This is a genomic window from Rhodopirellula sp. MGV (assembly GCF_002251265.1).
In the GTDB taxonomy this organism is placed as follows: Bacteria; Planctomycetota; Planctomycetia; order Pirellulales; family Pirellulaceae; genus Stieleria; species Stieleria baltica_A.
The window spans coordinates 1-18,485 of sequence record NZ_NPDI01000013.1 but is presented as its reverse complement, the minus strand read 5'-3'; the positions used below and the strand labels follow the sequence as shown (position 1 = coordinate 18,485).

Below are 18,485 nucleotides of genomic sequence, written 5' to 3'. Positions count from 1 at the left end.
GGAATGCCTGAAAGCCTTGTTTGGGCAAGTGCACCAACTCGTGGATGAACATCACCGATCGCATGAAGAGCAGAATCGTGACGACGTACGAGACGGCAGTCGCGGCGATCACCCAGGGTTCAAACCCAAACCAAACACACCCAACACACCGAGGGCGTCCGCACGACGCGGCGCAATCCCTTTCTGAGCAACGGTTTGTGGCGACAGAGTGACGCCTGCGGCGGTTGTGACGGTTCGTCGGCTACTGCGCGTTCTGAGGCCGCTTCATGAAAGCTTCGTCTTGGTGGGGGGCAATCGTGATCCATATGTGTGGACGATCATATACAAAGCGTATACGATGTCGAGGTTGAATCGCCAAAACCGGTACACACCGTGCGGGCGGACGGTCATTCAAATCGGAACATTCAGGTCAACATGGATTCTGCGGGCCGAATTTACTACTGTCGCCCGACCGCCCAATTCTGGACGTAGTCTTGTTAGCCACGTCCCCGATTCATTTCCCTCGGAGTTCTACGTCAAATCGATGTCGGTCAATCAGCAAACGGTTGAAGAGACCAAGGCGCAGATTCGCGGGCTGGTCAATGAGATCGCGGCGCTTGCCAAGAGTGGCGCGACCGCGGAAGAGTTCTATCCGGAGCTGCTCAGTCGTATCATCACCGCACTGGCGGCGGCTGGTGGAGCGATTTGGCTGCTCGATGATGACAAGCAGTTAAAGCTGCAGTATCAAATCAATGCCGAACCGGCGATCTTGGTTGACGATACCGAGGATTCCGTTCGGCACTCACGACTGATCAGCCGCGTGGCAAACGCTGGCCAGTCGATGTTGGTGCCGCCGTACAGCGGGACGACCGACGGTGATGCACAGGGCAACCCGACTCGTTATTTGTTGGTCCTTGGGGCGCTGGCACACGATGGCCACAAAGACGGTCTGATCGAAGTCTTTCAGCGACCCGATACCGCGCCGGAAACACAGCGTGGTTACCTGCGTTTTCTCGAACAGATGTGTTCGTTGGCGGCGGAGTGGCTGCGAAGCCAAAAGCTGCGTTCGCTCGGTGACCGACAGACACTTTGGCAACAGGCGGATTCGTTTGCACGGGCCGCACACGAGTCGCTCGATCTGGCCGAGACCGCGTATGTCGTCGCCAACGAAGGTCGTCGTTTGATCGGTTGTGACCGCGTCAGTGTCGCGATCAAGAAAGGTCGCAAATGCACTGTCGAAGCGATCAGTGGCCAAGACACGATTGAAAACCGTTCGAACATTGTTGCCGCGCTCAATAACTTGGCGACCCGCGTTTGCGCCGCCGGCGAACCGTTGTATCACGATGGCGCGACCGAAGACTTGCCGCCTCAGATCGAGGAGGCGTTGGAAGATTACGTCGATCAGTCCTATGGCCGAAACATCGCCGTCTTGCCGCTTCGTGAACCGATGCGAAAGTTGGGGGCCGACGAAGATTCTGGTGCCGCGGGCGAAATCGACCGTGACAATGCTCACCGCGGTGAAGTCATCGGGGCACTGATCGTCGAACAGATTGAAACCGACATCCCCCGCGAGATCTTTCGTCAACGCTGTGACTTGGTTTACGAGCACGGCACACGGGCGATCGCGAATTCCCAGTCGCACAGCAACCTGTTCATGATGCCGGTGTGGCGAGCACTCGGCCGCGCGTCGTGGATTTTGCGTGCACGCACGTTGCCCAAAACGTTGGGCATCATCGCATTGGTTCTGATCGTGGCACTCGGCCTGACGATCATCCAGAAGGATTTCAATCTTTCCGCCGAAGGCACCTTGGAACCAACTGTCCGTCGCCAAATCTTTGCCAGTGTCGATGGCGAAGTGGTCGACGTCTTGGTCAAGCGAAACGACAAGGTCGAAGCGGGCCAGTTGTTGGTCCAGCTACGTAACCCCGAGATCGACATTCAGCTCGAAGACTTGCAGGGCCAGATCAGCACGACAAGTGCCGAGCTCGCCAAGGTAATGGGCCAGCAACGGATCGGTCGGCGTGAAATGGATCGTGCTGACCTGCTGGCACTTCAAGGTCAAGAAGGCGAACTGCGTACGAAGCTTGAATCGCTGGGCAAGAAACTGGAGTTGCAGTTAAAACGCCGCGAAGAGCTGCAGGTTCGTTCGCCCATCAACGGCGTCGTGACCACGTTTGATGTGGAGAACACGCTGCGAAGCCGCCCGATCATGACTGGCCAAGTGCTGTTGGAAATCGCCGACTTGGATCAGCCATACGAACTGCGGATCGCGTTGCCAGAAAAACGCGAAGGTCACCTCGACGAATTCATCCGCGAAAACAACGTCACCGACGCTTTGGAAGTGACGTACATCATGCAATTGGATCCGACGATGGATCCGTTAACGGCCAGTCTGCCGATTGCGAACATTTCGCCTCGGGCAGAGTCGCATGAAGAGCACGGCGCCATCATCGAGATGGAAGCGTATCCGGACCCCGAATCGCTCAAGAAGATGGCCCCACCACCGGGATCGTCCGTCTTGGCAAAGATTCACTGCGGGCGTGAGCCAAGTGGGTTCGTGTTCTTTCACGAAATCTACGAATGGCTTTGCAAGTTCTTCTTTTAAGACAATCCATTCATCTTCAATGTCAATCAATACCATGCATCAACCAAACGCCTTGATCCGCGGCATTGCCTTCGGATGCTTGTGTGGATTCGTCTTTATGGCATCGCCCACCATTGCTCAAACGGGAACTCAGGGGCCACCTCGCGGTGCGACTTCGGGAATGTCCGAGCAGGGTGTGCGTATCGGTGGCTGTGTCGTTCAGTTCAATCACAAGAGTAAGATCCCGTCCAAATCAGACGGTCAGCTTACGGATTTGAAGATTGAAGAAGGCCAGTTTGTCAAGAAAGGCGACGTCTTGGCTTTGGTCGATACCAAGCAAGCCGAACTGACGATGGACCTCAAGCTACGCGAAGAAGTCGTGGCGAAGATCAAAGCACAGGATCACATCAACTATCGAGATGCGGTTGCGACCGAAGAAATCGCTCGGGCCGAATCGAAAGCCTATGAAGAGTTGTTTGATCAGAGTGCGGCCCCGTTTTGGGAGATGCGAAAAAAACAGGCCGAGGCGGAGCGTGCGAAGCTGCGAATCGAACTGGCTGAATTGAACGAGAAGTCAGCGATGGCCGAGTACATGGTCAAGCAAGCTGAAACGGAGCTTGCCAAGCACGAGATCGAGACCCGTACGATTCGGGCCGATTTTGACGCGTTTGTTGAAAACCGATATGCCCAACTTGGCGAGTGGGTTCAGCGTGGCAGCCCGATTGTCGAACTGGTGCAAATGGACGAGTTGCGTGTCGAAGGTGCCGTCCACGCATTGTCCTATGGTCGTTCGATTCATCGCGGTCAGCCTGTAAAAATCAGAATCGTCGTTGGCGGAACGGATGCTTCGCCGATGACCGAAGAATTCGATGGCACCTTGGACTACATCAGTACTGAGTTGGACTTGAACCAATCCCATCGTGTCTGGGCCAAGATCAAAAACCGCCGATCGGGAAATGAGTGGCTGATCAAGCCGGGAATGGAAGCCGAGATTCAGGTGATTCCTCAATAGGCTGACTGCTTCGCAAGTTTGGCGTCGCCGCCATACGTCTTCGCCACAACAACGAACTGATTCTTTTCACCGTTTCCCTTCATGGCCACACTCGCCGAATCTCTCGTCAGTAGCTCGTCGCGTCCGTTGACGGTGCGCAAGCGACCGGACTTGGTTTCCAGTCGCCACCGTTACCAGGGGACGGGCTATTGGGTTTTGAAAGAACCTGTCGGTTTGCAGTACTTTCGTTTTCATGACGAAGAGTATTTCATTCTGAACATGCTGGATGGGCATGTCAGTTTGCAACAAATCAAAGACGGGTTTGAGCAGCGATTCGCGCCACAAAAAATCACGTTTGGCGATTTGCAACAGTTCATCGGGATGTTGCACCGCAGCGGCTTGGTGATCAGTAACTCACCCGGCCAGGGAAAGGCACTTCGTCATCGTGGTCGAAAAAAACGAAACAAAGAGACGTTGGGCAAGATGGCCAACGTGTTCGCACTTCGCTTCCGTGGCTTTGACCCCGAGAAAATCCTCAATGCGATCCTGCCTTGGTTCGGTTGGATTTTCACCGTCCCGGCATTGTTCTTTTTCATCGGGATGCTCGGTGCCGCGTCGTTGCTGCTGGCGACGCAGTACGAAACCGTCTATTCACGGCTGCCGACGTTTCAGCAGTTCTTCGCCGCCGACCGCTGGATCATCCTGGCGGCGACGATGGCGATCGTCAAAGTGTTACACGAATTCGGACACGGACTGAGCTGTAAAAAGTTTGGCGGGGAGTGTCACGAAATCGGTTTCATGCTGTTGGTATTCACGCCGTGTTTGTATTGCAACGTTTCCGATTCGTGGATGTTGCCCAACAAATGGAAGCGGGTGTGGATCGGTGCCGGCGGGATTTATGTGGAAATGATCCTCGCGTCGCTTGCCGCGTTCGTCTGGTTCTTCACCGAATCCGGAACAACGGTCAATGACCTCTGTTTGAACATGATGTTCTTGAACGTCGTCAGCACCGTGTTGGTTAACGGTAACCCGCTGCTGCGTTTCGACGGCTACTACATCCTGATGGACATGCTGGAGATTCCTAACCTCCGGCAAAAGAGCACCGAGGTGCTGAAGCGTTGGTTCCAAAAGACTTGTTTGGGGCTGGAGCTTCAAGACGATCCATTCTTGCCAACCCGCGGACGATTTTGGTTCGCGATGTTCACAATCGCCAGCGTCATCTATCGCTGGGTGGTTGTGTTCTCGATCTGCTGGTTCGTGATCAAGGTTTTAGAACCCTATGGTCTTGAGGTCATCGGCCGCGCGGTCGCGGTGGTCGGGTTCTTTGGCCTGGTGGCCCAGCCGGTGATTCAAACCTGGAAATTTTGTCGAACTCCCGGGAGACTTTCGAAAGTGAAACGGTTCAACGTGATGGTCACGGCGGCCGTCGCCGCAACGGTGATTGTGGCCGTTTGCTACATCCCACTTCCGCACCATATCGATGCGGCATTTGAAGTTCGCCCTGGCGAAGCCGGACGTGTTTATGCGGGCAGTTCTGGTCAGATCGTCACCACGGTCGAGCCCGGCCAGTTTGTCGAAACGGGCCAGACGATCGCTGTGTTAAAGAATCCTGATCTGGAAATGCGAATGCAGGATTTGCAGATCGAAGAAGCGGTTGCCGAAACCACTTTGGAGAAACTCAAACAGCGACGCATCAGTGATCGGTCGCTTGCCGCGCAAATCGATACGCAAGAGAAAATGTTGGCCGCGGTTCGGGAACTTAAGCAAAAGACGCAAGTCGAATTAGACCGATTGACGGTTGTCGCACCAATTTCCGGCATCGTGATTCCTCCGCCAAAGAAACCGTTGCAGGGGGCCGAATCGGGCCAACTGCCGACCTGGTGGGGATCACCATTGGAACTGCGAAACCGCGGCGCCACCTTAAGCGCAGAAGACTTGCTTTGTGAGATCGGCAACGCCGATGACTTCGAAGCGATTCTGGCGATCGATCAAGGTGACGTCCAGTTGGTAAGTGTTGGCCAAGCGGTCGACATGAAATTGGATTCCCGACGGATGGATACGTTTTCGGGAACGGTCGAAGAGATGGCTCGTGAGCCGCTTCGCAATACCTCGACATCGATGTCCAGCCAAACCGGCAGCGACTTGCAAACGGAGATTGATCCGGCGACCGGCCAGGTCAAACCGCGTAGCGTGACCTACCAAGCTCGCGTGCCATTGCAGATCGATCCGACCGCCGATTTACCACTTCGTCCCGGCTATCGTGGGAGCGCGAAAGTCCACGTCGAAGACAAGTCACTCGGTCAGCGACTGTGGCGCGTGATTGCGAAAACATTTAATTTTGAGTTTTAGTCCGGTCGCACAAGTTACGTCATCACAACGTTTTATTTCCTCGTGTTCACAACGTGTTTTTCCTAGTTAACGCATCTTCAAGCTATTTAACTGCTGGCATGAAATGAATGCGACAGCGGCGGTTTCCCAAGTCACCTGTTGGCGGTACGATGCAATGCGTCACCCCGCAATGGAAGTGTGATCGATGATTTGGGAACCCGACGCGGTTCAGTCCTTTTCCCTGTTTCGAGCGATCTGCCCCAAGTCGTTGGTTCACGGTCGCGACCCTTACCCCTTAGTGGAGAATTTTCATCGATGGCTGATGAAGCAAAGAAACCTGACGCTGCTGCACCTCCAGCGGAACAAGCACAATCGCAACAACCTGTTCAGGTTCAAGTCAACGACGACAACGCACTGGCAACCTACGCAAACTTCTGCCGCGTCACCGGCTCTCCCGAAGAACTGATCGTTGACTTCGGCTTGAACCCACAACCGATCGGTGTTCCTAAGGATCCTATCGAAGTCAAGCAACGTATCATCGTGAACTTCTACACCGCGAAACGTTTGCTGGCTGCACTGCAAATGTCGATCGCGCGTCACGAAGCTGTCTTCGGCGTTTTGGAAACCGACATCAACAAACGCGTTCGCCCAGGCTTGACCCAACAAGCTCCGGCTCCCGCAGCTCCCGCTCCAGCGGCTAGCGAAAACAAGTAGTCCTCGCGGACCTGTTTGTGTTCAACTGACCGTGTGCCGATTTGATCGGCGCACGGTTTTTTGATGCGCAAACGCTATGATGAACGCTGGTGGCTCACCCCGCATTCACTTGTTCAAACTCCTATGCCTCATCGCACCATGCGTCCTTGGATTCTTTCCGAAATCAACTACGGCTTTGTCAAAGATTGTCCGTATGAAGTCGCGGTGTTGCCGACCGGAGCCACCGAGCCACACAATCTGCATTTGCCGTACGGCACCGACACCTTTCAAGCGACCGAGATAGCCAGTCGTGCGTGTGAAGCCGCTTGGGACCTTGGGGCCCGCGTCGTGATGCTTCCACCGATTCCCTATGGAACGGAAACCAACCAGGCGCGTTTCCCGCTGTCGATGAACCTGCACCCGTCAACACTGCAAACGATCCTGCGTGATTTGCTTGGTTCGCTCAGTAACAGTGGAATCAAAAAGCTCCTGATCTTGAACAGTCATGGTGGCAACGAGTTCAAACCGATGCTGCGAGAACTGGTCAACCAAACGCCATGCAAGATGTTTTTGTGTGATTGGTTTCGCGGCATCAGCGCCGACGTTCAGGCCGATATCTTTGACGAGCCTGGCGACCATGCCGGTGAAATGGAAACCGCGCTGGGGCTCGCATTCTTTCGCGAGTTCGTGGCAACTGATCGAGATGGCGCGATCATTGCCGATGATGGTGCCGTGAAATCAACTCGTTTTGATGCGGTGAACCAAGGATGGATTTCTATCACTCGCCCATGGCATTTGCTGACCAGCAATACGGGCTCGGGCAACCCACATCCGGCCAGGGCCGAGAAAGGCCACAAGCTAATGGAAGTGTTGGTCGACCGGATTTCACAGTTCCTGGTTGAACTTGCCGCCAGCGACGTCGATGAGCAATTCCCGTTCTGACGTTTAGCCGAGGTTGGGAAGTAGTACCAGGATCTTTTGCAGCCAGAGCGAGATGGTGTGCGCGACTGGTGAGTTGACGGATCGTCCGATGATGTAGACAACGAAAACGATATAGATCGCAAGCAAGCTAAACGCTTTGCCGCGTTTCATCTCGACATACTCGACACCCTCGGCGGTTCGCTGTTTCTTGCCAAAGAAGTACACAAAGAATCCGATGATCGTCAGCATCAACAACAGCAACCGCAACTCACCACTTTGTTCGGCGATCTGCGGGGTCATCTTGATCGGGCCGTCGATCAACGTGAACAGGAACAGCGGGAATCCAAGCGCGAAACAGATGTCAAAAATATTGCTGCCCAGTGCGTTGGCAACGGCATCGTCATAGTCACCATCAAGTGCATCGCGAACGGACATCACGGTATCGGGAACGCTGGTTGCCATGGATGCAAAGATGACGGCGACAAACATTGCCGGTATCCCAAGTCCGACGTATTCGTTCCCGAACAGCGTGTAGGACGGGTGGGCGTCATTCCCGGTTCCCAGCCATTCACAAGCGACGACCAGGAACCAGCAGGCGATACCGATCACGACGGTCGATGCCAGCAAGAGCGGCCATCCGTTCCAGCGTTCTTCCTTGATCTGTTGGCGATGTGTTTCCTTGATAAAGAAGCCTTCGAGGTTGAGCAGTGGCCCACCTGAAAGCCAATAGAACAGCGTGCCCATCGGGCCGCGTGCTTCATCGTCGTCTGCCGGAAGGTCGTCTGCCGAATCGTCGTCGTCATCCTCAGGCGTTCGAGGGGCGGACTTCATCGACGAGATCATGTAGGTCAGATAGGCAGCGTACATCCCGATCATGACCAAGCCCTGCCACCAATGCAGTCTTTCGCCGTTGATCAGCAAGATCAAAACGAACTCGCAAATGATCAATGCGATCCCGTCCCGTAAGATAACTTTTCGGGAAACGTTGACCGAAGTGACCTTGGTTCCCGCCAAGACGGTGCCCACGACCGCCAGGATGCAAGTCGCGGGAATGATCATCCCATTGAACAACGCGCTGCCTGCGGTGGTCCCGATGCCGACCGCGAATCCGTCGCGGTCGGCCAGCACAAACAACGCGATCAACGTCGTAAAGAGCTCGGGGATCGAACTTGAGATCGCGTTGATCGTTCCTCCGCGAACACCTTCGGAGAGATTTCGCCCGATGTATTCCGAGGCAACTTCAAATCCGTCGCACGCTCGCCAGATAATCAAACACGCGAAGAAGATCAAAATCAGAGGAATGACGATTCCCATTATCCTGGCGGACTATTCCCAAAGAGTGCAGGTTCGGTGGAGGCAGGATGCGGATTGTGGCACGCTTTCGAATCGCTGGCAATCAATCGCGTCAAAATTGCCCAGTCGTATCAAGATTGAAATCGCCAATGCTGCGGTGAATCAACGCGGGCCTGGGGCATTATTCTGGTCCGCACGGCGATCTTGCCCTGGGGTCATCGCACCCGCCGCATCGATTGACTTCGGTTTTAACCGTTCTCCCGTTTCGCGATCAAACGTGTCCGGTGAAATCTTATTGGGCACGCTATCACCCGTTTGGCTCATCCACTGTTGGAGTACCTGGCGAAGCTCGGATTCAATCTCGGCGTGATCCGAGCTACCAACCAGATTGGTCAACTGATGAGGATCGTTGCCGGTGTGGTAAAGCTCTGCTGCCGGGCGTGGCGACAAGAACACATCTGCTTGCGGCCCGTTCAAGTCATCTTGGTCACGGAGCTTCCGGAGTTGTTGGTGTGAAGGGCTGCGGACAGAATCGGCGGGGCCTTGCCAAGGAAGTTCCACGCGTCGGTTGATCAAATACAAGTACTCGCCGTCGCGGACGCTGCGTCCGAACGCTTCATAGTCGTGCCAATTGTGTTCAGAAAAAGCGTACCGACGAATCGCGTTTTTGGAGGACTGGAAGATCGGTCGCATCGAAACACCTTGCATCGTTTCAGGGACTTCACATCCGGCGACGTCCAGGATGGTGGGTGCCAAGTCGATCACGCTGACCAATTGGTTCGTGTCGCCAGAATGCCTGATGCCATCGGGCCAAGACGTCACCAAGGCGGTCTTCATGCCAGAATCGTGTAGTCGTGTTTTGGCGCGTGGGAATGGACGTCCGTTGTCAGCAAGAACAAAGATCAACGTGTTGTCAAAAATCCCCTGTTCGCGAAGTCGCTCGACAACCACACCAATCCGGTAATCGAACCGTGTGACTTCGTTGTAATACGATGCCAAGTCGTCTCGCGTCTTCGGATCGTCGGACAAGAACGGTGGAACAACGACGTCGTCGGGCGAGTGCATTGGGCCGTACCGCTGGGCATCCCATTGTTTATCCCCGTCCCATGCACGGTGCGCGTCGTAGGCAGCAAACCAAAAGAAAAACGGTTTGTCTTTTGGGCGATCGTTGAGAACGGAAAGCCAGTTTGCCGATCCTGACGTGTCGCCGGGAATCTTGCCGTTGTCGACATGATCAAACGGCGTTGGCCTTGGCGAGTCGCCTTCACCGAGTTCGGTGGTTGTCATGTGATGTTTGCCGGACAACGCGGTGTAATAACCTTTCTGTCGCAGGATCTCGGGGAACCAAGGCAAGTGGTTCGAGATCGGATTGTGAAGCTCGGCGCCTTGTCCGTTATTGTGTGGGTAGCGCCCGGTGATGATGCTGCTTCGTGATGGGCTGCAGCTACTGGCGGTCAAGAATGCCTGATCAAATCGTAGCCCACTGGCCGCGAGCGAGTCGATGTTCGGAGTGCGCGCGGCGTCGTTCCCATAACAACCGTAGTCGTTCCAGCTTACATCGTCGGCGATAAAAAGGATCACATTCGGACGATCGTCGGCGATGCCGCTCACGGAAAAACACAGTGTGCTCGCGGCGAAAAACACGATCATTTGGCAAATGGAGCGCCGGATCGGGTGACTACTGTTCATTGATAGCATCCGTCGAAACATTGGAAAACCTGTAGCGGCTGTGAGACGATCCTTGAACCACCCAGCGTAATCGTTAGGCTGAACGGTGTGGAATGCACAACAAGTCTTGGTCACCGCTGACTCGGAGACTCTGTGATGGCGAAGCTCAAAACACAGAAGCTCGAAACACAATCGCCGCTGCTGGCATCAGTCGAATCGGCGACATTGCACCCCAATTGGGCTGCGCTTCGAGTTCTCGAAAACGCCACCACTATAGCGACAATTTCGAGCCATCTGGGGCGTTCGTTGCCGCTACACAGGCACGCGTGCAAATATCTGACGCTGGCGATGATGCAAGCCAGAATGGAAAATCGTGTGTTGTTGATCGCCAAACATTCGGCGATTGAACCATGGGCCATTCGCGCCGCCGAAACGTTTGGAGTTCCGTACGTGATGGTCACCGTCAACGGATCATCACGCAGCAATGTTTTGGAAGACCAAGCCCGACCGTGCGTTAACATTGAAACGGATCAGCCGCTGGGACGCGATCAAGCAATCGTGGAACTGGCCGATCGAGTCGACTGTGTGTTCGTCCGCGCCGGCGGGACCGTTGAAACGGTGCTTCGCAATCGGTTGCTGGGACGGCGTGACGCCAGCGTCCGCGTGGCCACACCGACACCATCCAAGTTGATGCCGGAAACGTCGTCGTCGCAACAGCGCAAAGCAAACCAGCTTTTCGATCAATTGCTGGAACTTGGCGCGATCGGCTGGCATCGTTTTGGCCAATCGAGCGATCGATTGACACCAAACGAATGTGATTCGGTTTCACCGGAGGAAACGCTGCTTCGGCAACGCGACTCGGAGTGGTGCGATGATGACGAAAACTGGTTGGTGCATTGCACGCGTGCTTGCCATGGGCCGTGGCCAGGTGAAACCGTGTCACAATATCGCGATTGGGTGATGCTTTCGGAATCCGACTCCGCGACTGCGTTGCTGGATGGTTATCGCGGGACTTGCCTAGGATCCTTGTCGCGGATTCTGCGGATGAAGCGTTTGGTCGCTTCGGCGCTGACCAGTTGCCGTGACACGCCCGTGGTGTGTTTTGCCAATTGCTCGCTTTCTTCGTTGCTCGCCAGACGATGTTATCGTCCTCACCTGCATCGCTGGGACTATGAACCATACGGCATCGCGATTCGCAAAGACGCTGCGTATCGAGCGGGCGTGGAGTCGGTTCTCTATGGATCGCCTGAGGAACGCAAGTCGTTGCCTGCTGATCAACGCTTTCGATTTCAAGCTGAAGGGCGAACGTTCGATTGGACAGCAGAACGCGAGTGGCGGTTTGACGGCAATGTCGATCTCGATGTGTTCGACCAATCAGACATTCGCGTGTTTGTGCCGAGCGATGAAGAGGCCAGAACGTTGCGGACTGAGTTTCCGATCACGACGGTTGGGCACTTTCTTGCCAAGTAGCACATTGACTGTTTGCAGGCCCTGATCGCGAGTACGGCGAAATCCGCTCCTATGGCCAGGGAGCGTCTGGCCGGAGTGGCGGATTGGGCCGTTCAACCGGCTGTTGGTTTGCATGCCCCCTTCCCTGTGACGGATCTCCCTTACTCCAACTGAGGCCCTGCTGACGCTAGCAATAGGAAAACTCTTCCGGTTTTTCCTGTGGAGATGCCCGCGACGGTTATTGCACCCTCGAATCCTCCCTAGCGCAGTTGAAAATCGGGTACTCATAGTCCGATGCAAACTTCCGTTCGCCGATTGATTGGCGACGATGTTTCTTTCGCTTGACTGGAGATCTCCAGTGTCAAACGCTTTGCGCAATGACCGCGTATCTGTAATCGTGCCGCTCGAACGGGATAACCAACTGTTCGAGGACACGCTGTTGAGTGTGCTTGAGAGCGCTGACGAGAACTGTGAAGTGATCGCAGTACACAACGGCAGTTACGAAGACCCTTTTGAATTGGCCAGCGAACTGGCCATCGTGACTGCTCGCTCGAACAACCTGGTTGACTTGATCCGCGACGCATTTGATGCGACTTCATCCCCCGTGATCCATCTTTTGACCAGCGGCATGAAAGTGCGATCGGGTTGGATGGATTCGGCACTGGCACAATTCGACGATCCGGCGGTTGGCGCCCTCGTCCCACGCCAGTCGCGTGACCGTGAGACCGGATGTGCGACTGCTTGGAAAAACACCGATGCTCGATTGTGCCAACCGATCGATGCGAAGGTTGGGAAAGTGGAGGGCTTTTACCTTGGCGGTGTCATGCTGCGTCGGCAACTGCTTGACGACTTGTTGACCGCAGTCGCACCGGCAATGAACGATCCGATCACGATCGCGTATGCCTTCAGTGGCTTGGTGCGAAAGTCCGGATGGGACATCCAAGTTGACCAGTCGTTCCAAATCGAAATGCAATCCGCAGTGTTTCCAGAAGACATTTCGGACTTCGCACGTGGGCAATTGCTCGGTGCGATTCATGCTCACCTATTCGGCAGCACCCGCGTTCCCAGCTTCGGCGCGAGCTTGAAGGGCGCCTTGTTTGGCGAGGGATCGATGGGTGAAGCGATGGGAATGAAAAAGCATCAAGGCAACATGGCGGCGGTACGTCGAGCCATCGATCCGACCGTTGTTGCAACCGCAGACGATTTTGCACGTCGATTGAAATTGCGGTCCTTCGCTGGCGAAGCCCCGCTTCGCCGCGCCGCGTAAAGCGTCCTTCTGCAGTGTCGCCTTTTACATCGCAAGCGTTGTGTTTCACGACACCCGTTTGCGGTGTGAAAGGCGACGAGTCGGCCATTTAGTGCTCATCCGGAATCGGCCGTCCGTGTGGATCCTCCGTCGGCCCATCGGTTTGTTCGGCCAATTGCTCTCTAAGCTCCCGATCGGTAAAGTGCTCGAAACGTTCGGCTTGATCGTGAATCCGATCCGTTTCTCGGCCTGCGCGATCGACCAAGTACTGTTCCCACAAGCGGTGTGATCGAACCAGTCGTTGGCCGCGACGTCGGCCGGTATCTGTCAGGTGCAACGAAGTCGTCCCGGCTTGCAGTTCACCGGAACGCCGTAGCAGCATCAGTGCGATCTTGAGTGCCCGATTGGTCGCCAGCAGGTTTTCCTGCAACTCTTCTGCCGTCGGAGTCCGATGGTCAATCTCTTCGGCGCGGAACAGAAATGCGACAATGTCATCGCACAAGATCGTCATCGACAGGACTTGCCGCCGAACTGCTTTAACGACCACGCCATGTGTCGGGCTGAATGTTGCGGCGAGTAAAAAAATGATTCCGGTAGCGACTGCGATCATTCCCGCTGTCGTTGTGCTGCCGAATCCCAACCAGGTCGGTACCGTGATCGCCATCGCGTGTCCCGAGATCGCCGATGCGGCGGCGATTATCGCACTGAGCAAAATCATGATGCCCAACCGATCGGTCAACATGTATGCGGTTGCCGGCGGAACAACAAACATCGCTACGACCAAGATACTGCCGACGCTTTCGAATGATGCGACCGCGGTAACAGACACCAATACCATCAATGCGTAGTGCATCAGTTTGGCGGAGTAACCCATCGTCGTCGCCAAGGCAGGGTCGAATGATGTCAGACGCAGTTCTTTGAAGAACAAGATGACAAACAGGATATTGATTAGCGTCACCGCCCCGAGAATGACGGCGGCACGCGGGATTTCGTTGCCGAAAAAATCCATGGTGTCGAGTGGCGCGAGTTCGATCGCCCCATACAGCACACAGTAGGGGTCCAAGTCCACGTTGTCGGCGGTTTGGACGAGCAGGACGAGACCGAGTGCAAAGAGTGACGTGAACACCACGCCCATCGATGCGCCTTCGTCGACGTTGCCCGCATTTCGGATCCATTCGGTGAAGAACGCCGTCAAAATTCCGACGACCACCGCGCCAATGAACATCGTCAACGAGTCGCGTGACTGGGTGATAAAGAACGCGGTCGCGATGCCGGGCAAAACCGCGTGCGTGATCGCATCGCCCAGCATGCTCATCCGCCGCAGCACCAAGAAATTGCCCAGCAATGCCGCGCTGACAGCGGCAAACGCGCCGACCAAGATGATCCAGCCGTCGAGTGACCAGGCCCACTGCACCGATGCCATCATGCTTCGCCCCCGCCCGTTTTGTTTTCCATTTCGGCTTCAGGGGCGATGTCATGAGGACTGACCGGAACGGCGATCATCGTGCCTTGTTCGTCGAGCAGGTCTTCGAGTTGATCGATCACCTCGGGGGCCAACACGTGTTCGATCGCGTCGGCGTCACGGTCCACATTCGCGGTCGCGACTTCGGCGTACGTGATCAGGTACATTTCCCAAAGCCGGTGTTGTCGCGTCAGACGTGCGGCTTCGGTCAAACCGGCGCCGGTCAAGCGGCAGGAACCGTTCGACCGACGAACCAAGTCATCTTCGACGGCGCGATCGATCGCTCGCTCCAAACGACGCAGTGTCCAACTTCGCATCGACAGTAATTTGGCGACCGAAACGGGGGTCTTGCGATGCGACAGCGATTCGTCGACGGCGTCTTGGTCCCGTTCGATCTGTTCGTACATGGCACGCAAAAGGTGCTGGCGATCGATGCGCCGATTCAATTGTCGACGACGAATCAAGCGGATCAGCACACCACGACGTGTTCCCAGCATCATGCTGACAAAGAAAAATACCGAACACACGAGCACGATCATCGCACCCGAAGGCAGCCCCGGAAACATCGCGCTCGCCAGTCCGCCGATCACACTACTGGTGACGCCAAGTGCCGCCGAACAGACAATCATCCGCGACATCGTCTCGGTCCAAAACCGCGCCGCTGCTGCCGGGATAACCAGCAATGCGATGATCAGAATTAGGCCGACGGCTTGTAGACCGACGATCGTCACCAGCACGATCATCGCCATCAGGATGATGTCCAGCACCACGACGGGATAACCCTGTGCGCCGGCAAAGCCTTCGTCGAAGCACAGCAGTTGCAGTTCCTTGAACAGCAACAGGCATCCCGCGATCACGATCACCGATACCGCCGCGATCAGTTGAGCGTCGGCGGCCTGCATCGACGCGGTCATGCCAAAGATAAAACCTTCCAGGCCCGCGGCATGCCCCGTTTGCATCTGCTGGATCACACCGAACAAGGCCATTCCAAGACCGAAGAACACACTCAGCACGATGCCGAGTGCGGCGTCTTCCTTTAGTCGCGTTTGGTTTCGAATCAGCAGGATGCCCGCGACGCCAATCAAGCCGGTGAAGCTGGCACCGGCGAGTAGTACCGGGATCGACTTTCCATCGCCGCCCAAGCTGGTCGCCACGATAAACGCGATCGCGATACCGGGGGTGCTGGCGTGGGCGAGTGCGTCACCCATCAGGGCTCGTTTGCGAAGGAGCGTAAAACTGCCGACCAAACCTGCGGCCCCGCCCAGCGTTGCGACACCAACGATCACCACGCGTGTGTTGTAGTCACGCATCGACACGACACGGATCAAATCAGCCAGCAACGAATCCTGTGTCGACTGTGTCGCGGCGGACAACAGATCGGGGAGCTCTGTGACGAGCACCAGCCACATCCAGCCGATCGATAGGAGGTCATGCAAAGGCGTCATAGACTCGATTCACGCCGACGCATCGCTTCGGTGACTTCGTCCAAAAGCGTGAGTCGACCTCCGTAGGTCTTTTGCAGATTCTCGGGCGTGAACGTGTCCATCACGGGGCCGTGAGCGACGACCCGCATGTTTAGCAGCACGACATAGTCGAAGTACTCGGGGACGGTTTGCAAGTCATGGTGAATGACAACGGCAGTCTTGCCACGGCTTTTCAGCTCGCGAAGGATTTCGACGATGGCATGTTCGGTGGACGCATCGACGGCGGCGAATGGTTCGTCCATTAGGTACAAGTCAGCGTCTTGTACTAACGCACGCGCCAGAAACGTTCGCTGCTGTTGGCCGCCAGACAACTGGCTGATTTGACGGTCTGCCAAGTCTCCGATCCCGACCCGTCGCAATGCTTCTCGGGCCAGGGCACGGTGCCGTTTTCGTACCGGACGACACCATCCGATCTTGTCGTACAAACCCATGGTGACGACATCGAGAGCGCTGACTGGGAACTGCCAGTCGACGCTTTCTCGTTGCGGGACGTAGCCGACGCGGTTGTGGGCTTGGCGATAACTTTGGCCAAAGAACCGGACTCGGCCCGACGCACGCGGGATCAGGTCCATCGACGCTTTCAGCAGAGTGCTTTTCCCCGCGCCGTTAGGTCCGACGATTCCGATTAAGCTGCCCGCCGGTAAATCGAAGGAGACGTCCCAAATCACCGGTTTGCGATGATACGCCACCGTCAGGTCATAAACCGACAGCGGAACGTTCGACAGCGACGTGTCAGAAAACGCTGGGGTCTCGGATTGGGGAGCATCGACGACTGGAGCGTCAGCGTCGACTTCGGACGATAGGTTCGGGTCAGGCATCAGTGGGAGTCGGTTTTTCCCGAGAGTTTACCCTGAAATCCTCCTTCTGGCACCACTCCGCCGAGCGCCTTCGCCGTAGTCGTCAAGTTATGGTCCAGCATTCCGACATAGGTTCCTTCATAAGTTCCTTCCGATCCCATCGCATCGCTGTAGAGTACCCCGCCGGTTTCGACTTCATGTCCGCGTTGGGACGCGCCTTCGATCAGGGCTTCGACGTTTTTGGGGCGGACGCTGCTCTCGATAAATACGGAGGTGACCTTGCGATCGATCAGTAAGTCGACGAGTTCGTTGATGCGTCGTAGTCCCGCCTCGGATTCGGTGGAGATTCCCTGGATGCCTTGCACCTCCAGTCCATAAGCGCGGCCGAAGTAGCTGAATGCGTCATGCGAGGTGATCAGCAAACGGCTTTGCTCCGGAATCGATGCGGTGACGTCTTTGCCGTATTGGTGCAGTTCGGCCAATTGCGTTTGATAGGTATCCGCCGCGGCGTTGAATTTTTCTGCCGCCTCAGGTCGCAGTTTGCCGAGTTGTTCGGCGATCAGCGGCACACACTGGCTCCACAGAGAAACGTCGTTCCACAGGTGCGGATCGGCGTGTGCGGAGTCAGATGAAGTTTCAGTGGCGTCGCCGGAAAGCAATTCGCTGCGATCGATCGTGTCTGTGATGGCGAAAACGGGTTTGGATTTGCCGACCTTTTCGAGCGTGTCGACCATTTTGCCTTCGAGTTTCAGGCCGCTGTAAAAGACAATGTCTGCGGCGCGAATGCGCAGCACGTCGTCTCGCGTGGGTTTATACAGGTGTGGATCGACTCCAGCCCCACAGATCTGTATCACCTCGACTTCGTCGCCACCGACTTGTCGAACAAGGTCGGCGACCATTCCGACAGTGGTGACCACGTTCAGTTTCGAGGATGTCTTGTTGGGTTTCGAACCGCACCCGGCAAATGTCAGCAGGGATGTGAACAGCACCGCGATGGCGAGGCGATTGGCAATCCGCGAAATGCGATCTGACATGATTGATCAGCGACCAGTGGATGGAGGAAGCGTGGGAGCAGCCAAGAAAGGGCCGCCGCGAGGGGCCGCCAAGACGATTCTGATGGGGAATCCATGGTCGTGCGTTTCGGTGTGGTCGTCAATCACTGCGATCCGACGGGGCCGGGTGCCGGTTTGGCAGCCAATCCACACCTGGCTGGTTTGCCATCATTGCCAGTGAGGGTAATAACTATGCTGTTCGGGTGTTCCGGTCACCATCTAAGCAAGGGCTAAAAGGATGAACTTTTTGCAAGGAAGTGAATATACCCAGCAGAATGATTGCCAACCCACCTAGAAATAGTGTTACACTCGTCGCTTGAGTGGATGGCGGTTGGCGCCGTCCCGTGTGATTGAAGACCGAACTCTCAGAACGAAATGGACCGCTGTGTGTGCGTCGCCGACTGCTCCGAGTGCATAGGCCTTCTGGACTAGGGAGCGATTGAAGCGATGAAGATGTATGTGGGGAATCTAGCTTGGTCCGTGACGACCGAAAAGTTGGAAGAACTCTTTAGGCAGTATGGCCAGGTTGATGATGCCA

The 18,485-nt window shown here is 55.7% G+C and carries 13 protein-coding genes and 1 pseudogene; 8 read left to right on the top strand and 6 right to left on the bottom strand.

Annotation, left to right across the window (positions count from 1 at the left end; all coding sequences use genetic code 11):
* The first annotated feature begins 523 nt into the window (after positions 1–523).
* From CGZ80_RS05405 to CGZ80_RS05385, 5 genes are all read left to right on the top strand, one after another.
* Positions 524–2,584 carry an efflux RND transporter periplasmic adaptor subunit gene (locus CGZ80_RS05405; RefSeq protein WP_094412154.1) on the top strand — a complete coding sequence of 687 codons (2,061 nt, stop codon included), beginning with the start codon at positions 524–526 and terminating at the stop codon, positions 2,582–2,584.
* Positions 2,585–2,618: 34 nt separating this feature from the next.
* The gene (locus CGZ80_RS05400; RefSeq protein WP_158222562.1) at positions 2,619–3,575 is read left to right on the top strand and encodes an efflux RND transporter periplasmic adaptor subunit; all 957 of its coding nucleotides are present in this window, start codon (positions 2,619–2,621) and stop codon (positions 3,573–3,575) included.
* 81 nt (positions 3,576–3,656) lie between these two features.
* Positions 3,657–5,903: an HlyD family efflux transporter periplasmic adaptor subunit gene (locus tag CGZ80_RS05395; protein WP_233148242.1), complete on the top strand. Its 2,247-nt coding sequence runs from the start codon at positions 3,657–3,659 to the stop codon at positions 5,901–5,903.
* Between the two features lie 294 nt (positions 5,904–6,197).
* Complete coding sequence (locus CGZ80_RS05390; protein ID WP_094412150.1) at positions 6,198–6,596, top strand: DUF3467 domain-containing protein; 399 nt, start codon at positions 6,198–6,200, stop codon at positions 6,594–6,596.
* Between the two features lie 138 nt (positions 6,597–6,734).
* On the top strand, positions 6,735–7,517 hold the full coding sequence (locus CGZ80_RS05385; protein WP_094412158.1) for a creatininase family protein: 783 nt from the start codon (positions 6,735–6,737) through the stop codon (positions 7,515–7,517).
* 3 nt (positions 7,518–7,520) lie between these two features.
* On the opposite strand, the gene CGZ80_RS05380 is transcribed toward CGZ80_RS05385, so the two are convergent.
* Both CGZ80_RS05380 and CGZ80_RS05375 read right to left on the bottom strand, forming a co-directional pair.
* On the bottom strand, positions 7,521–8,810 hold the full coding sequence (locus CGZ80_RS05380; RefSeq protein WP_094412148.1) for a sodium:calcium antiporter: 1,290 nt from the start codon (positions 8,808–8,810) through the stop codon (positions 7,521–7,523).
* Between the two features lie 141 nt (positions 8,811–8,951).
* Positions 8,952–10,478, bottom strand: a complete 1,527-nt coding sequence (locus CGZ80_RS05375) for a sulfatase (protein WP_233148241.1) — start codon at positions 10,476–10,478, stop codon at positions 8,952–8,954.
* A gap of 135 nt (positions 10,479–10,613) precedes the next feature.
* On the opposite strand from CGZ80_RS05375, the gene CGZ80_RS05370 reads away from it, so the two are divergent.
* Both CGZ80_RS05370 and CGZ80_RS05365 read left to right on the top strand, forming a co-directional pair.
* Positions 10,614–11,927 (top strand): hypothetical protein, encoded by a 1,314-nt coding sequence (locus CGZ80_RS05370; protein WP_094412144.1) that lies wholly within the window; start codon positions 10,614–10,616, stop codon positions 11,925–11,927.
* Between the two features lie 337 nt (positions 11,928–12,264).
* Complete coding sequence (locus CGZ80_RS05365; RefSeq protein WP_143543754.1) at positions 12,265–13,173, top strand: hypothetical protein; 909 nt, start codon at positions 12,265–12,267, stop codon at positions 13,171–13,173.
* An 88-nt stretch (positions 13,174–13,261) separates the two neighbouring features.
* Here the strand turns inward: CGZ80_RS05365 and CGZ80_RS05360 are convergent, their stop codons facing one another.
* The 4 genes from CGZ80_RS05360 to CGZ80_RS05345 are packed head-to-tail and all read right to left on the bottom strand — an operon-like array spanning position 13,262 to position 17,929.
* Positions 13,262–14,578, bottom strand: a complete 1,317-nt coding sequence (locus CGZ80_RS05360; protein WP_094412140.1) for a metal ABC transporter permease — start codon at positions 14,576–14,578, stop codon at positions 13,262–13,264.
* A complete protein-coding gene (locus CGZ80_RS05355; protein WP_094412138.1) occupies positions 14,575–16,059 on the bottom strand; it encodes an iron chelate uptake ABC transporter family permease subunit in 1,485 nt (494 codons plus the stop codon). The genes CGZ80_RS05360 and CGZ80_RS05355 overlap by 4 nt, the downstream gene beginning before the upstream one ends.
* A complete protein-coding gene (locus CGZ80_RS05350) occupies positions 16,056–16,916 on the bottom strand; it encodes an ABC transporter ATP-binding protein (protein ID WP_198953630.1) in 861 nt (286 codons plus the stop codon). Before CGZ80_RS05350 ends, CGZ80_RS05355 begins: the two co-directional genes overlap by 4 nt.
* Positions 16,916–17,929, bottom strand: coding sequence for a metal ABC transporter solute-binding protein, Zn/Mn family (locus tag CGZ80_RS05345; RefSeq protein WP_094412136.1), 1,014 nt, complete (start codon positions 17,927–17,929; stop codon positions 16,916–16,918). The genes CGZ80_RS05350 and CGZ80_RS05345 overlap by 1 nt, the downstream gene beginning before the upstream one ends.
* 465 nt (positions 17,930–18,394) lie before the next feature.
* Here CGZ80_RS05345 and CGZ80_RS29205 point away from each other — a divergent pair.
* Positions 18,395–18,485, top strand: a pseudogene (locus tag CGZ80_RS29205) (RNA-binding protein); the annotation flags it as partial.